The sequence below is a fragment of the Bartonella queenslandensis AUST/NH15 genome (genome assembly GCF_000312585.1).
GTDB lineage: Bacteria > Pseudomonadota > Alphaproteobacteria > Rhizobiales > Rhizobiaceae > Bartonella > Bartonella queenslandensis_A.
On record NZ_HE998006.1, the window covers coordinates 23,558 to 26,024 of the forward strand.

The 2,467-nt window shown below is 34.9% G+C and carries 3 protein-coding genes; 1 reads left to right on the forward strand and 2 read right to left on the reverse strand.

Going from position 1 to position 2,467, the window contains the following annotated elements:
* A partial coding sequence (locus tag BN338_RS06685) for a prolyl oligopeptidase family serine peptidase (RefSeq protein WP_039760298.1) occupies positions 1-957 on the forward strand: 957 nt, incomplete at its 5' end.
* Between the two features lie 81 nt (positions 958-1,038).
* Here BN338_RS06685 and BN338_RS06690 read toward each other — a convergent pair.
* Positions 1,039-1,641: a superoxide dismutase gene (locus BN338_RS06690; protein ID WP_039760302.1), complete on the reverse strand. Its 603-nt coding sequence runs from the start codon at positions 1,639-1,641 to the stop codon at positions 1,039-1,041.
* A gap of 345 nt (positions 1,642-1,986) precedes the next feature.
* Positions 1,987-2,217, reverse strand: coding sequence for a hypothetical protein (locus BN338_RS12145; protein WP_039760303.1), 231 nt, complete (start codon positions 2,215-2,217; stop codon positions 1,987-1,989).
* Positions 2,218-2,467 lie beyond the last annotated feature (250 nt).

Below are 2,467 nucleotides of genomic sequence, written 5' to 3' on the forward strand. Positions count from 1 at the left end.
GGTGCAGCGGAATATAATAGTCAGTCCATTCGCTTTTCTTATTCATCTATGACAACGCCTGATCAAGTATTTGATTATGAGATGAAAAGTCGCAAACGAATATTGTTAAAGACGCAAATAATTCCCTCTGGTCATAATAAAGAGGAATATATAACGCGACGTATCATGGCCATTGCAGAGGATGGTGAAAAAATTCCTATTTCACTTATTTATCATAAAACGACACCTCTCAATGGTTGTGCACCTTGTCTGCTTTACGGTTATGGTGCTTATGGGATCTCTATTCCTGCCAGTTTCAATAGTAATGTACTCTCTCTGGTAAACAGAGGTTTTATTTATGCTATTGCCCATATTCGTGGAGGAAAAGAAAAAGGGGTTGAATGGTATGAGAAAGGAAAACATCTTTTTAAACATAACACATTTACTGATTTTATTGCTTGTGGGCGTTATCTTGTAAACAATAAATTTACAGCTCATGATCGGCTTATTGCGCATGGTGGTTCGGCAGGAGGAATGTTGATGGGAGCTATTGCCAATATAGCGCCACAGGATTTTGCTGGAATTATAGCCAATGTCCCTTTTGTTGATGTTTTAACAACGATGCTCGATGCTTCTTTACCCTTAACGCCCCCTGAATGGCCTGAATGGGGAAATCCTCTTGAATCACAAGAAGATTATAATCTTATCGCTTCTTATTCTCCCTATGATAACGTCAAAGCGCAAAAATACCCCCCTATGCTTGTGATAGCAGGATTAACAGATCCTCGTGTAACTTACTGGGAACCTACAAAATGGGTAGCAAAATTGCGTGCGTTAAAAACAGATGATAATGCAATTTTATTGCGTATTAATATGGATGCAGGACACGCTGGCGCGGCTGGACGTTTTTCAAAGTTAGAAGAAATCGCTTATATCTATGCATATATTCTAAAGATAGCAGGAAAAGATTTTTTCTAATTTATAATTTCTCTATTTGTAAGTCCCTATAATTTACTAGATTATAGGGACTTATATTTACTAAAGAATTACCTAGACAGCTTACAATCCGCAATCTTCATAAAGTTTTAAAACATAATCCCAATTGATCAAATGATCCACGAAAGCTTCGAGATACTTCGGACGAGCATTACGGTAGTCAATGTAATAGGAATGTTCCCACACATCCACACCTAGAATAGGTTGAGCATTCTCAACCAAGGGATTTTCACCATTAGGCGTTTTCATAATTTCAAGCTTACCATCTTTAACAGCAACCCATGCCCATCCAGAGCCAAATTGGGCACCAGCGGTAGCAATAAAATCCGCACGGAATTTATCATAGCCACCTAGATCAGATTCGATAGCTTTTGCTAATTTTTCAGGCAACTTTTGACCACCACCATCTTTTTTCATCCAATGCCAAAAATGGTTATGATTGTAATATTGCGCTGCATTATTAAATAAACCAATATTTTTTCCAAAACTTTTTTTAATAATCTCTTCAAGGCTTTCATTTTCCAAGCCCGCATCTTTTATAAGGTTGTTGGTATTGGTAAGATAAGCGAGGTGATGCTTATCATGATGATATTCAAGCGTTTCGCGTGACATATAGGGCGAAAGAGCATCGTAATCATAAGGCAATGCAGCCAGTTCAAAAGCCATTTAAAATCTCCTCGATTCTAATTATTAAGTTTACTTTAAAAGCCTAATTTGCCATTTGTAGCACCTAAAAGCAAATATTGTATGCTTAATTTATGTTAATTAATTTTTATGACCAACTCTTCATAAAGGTATTTTTAAGCGTACACTCGTAACCAATCACAACGTTATTGATTTATATATATTGCTTCTGAGAAGTTTTGAACATCTATGAACAGATAAAAAAATACCAAGATCTTTTAAATAAAATGCAAACGAAAACAGCTATCATTCTTTATGCTTGTACCTGAAAATATTTTTTTCATGTATTATACAAACTGTTTTTAATTTTTGCAAAACTTTCCCAACCTATTGATATGGGAGTGTTATAGTGCTTGCAACAGAATATGTAAGAGTTAAAGGAATATTTCTCGAGGCGCTTGATCTCATTTCATAGCGCCATTCATGAATATTATAACGTAAAAGCCATTGGATATCATCATCTTTACGCTTATGAAAGAGGACAGCGACATTATCATATATTTTACTGGTTTCTAATGTTAAAACAGCTTTTGTTTTGATATGGTTCATAAGAGGCATTGTGCTCCTTAGTCTTTTATAGTTTTTTATTCACACCACCGCTTGTGACAGGCGAGGGAATGGCTTTGATTGGTTCAATATAAAAAGATTTTAAATGAAAAAAATTGCGATATTTGAGAATGTCACTCAGACATGCAAACTGATTAATCGTTATTATAAATCAATATTTATTTTTTTCAGATATTGCTGATTTTGGCACAGATTTAAAAAAACATTTTGTAAGATTTATTACAATTGAATGTTGACACAT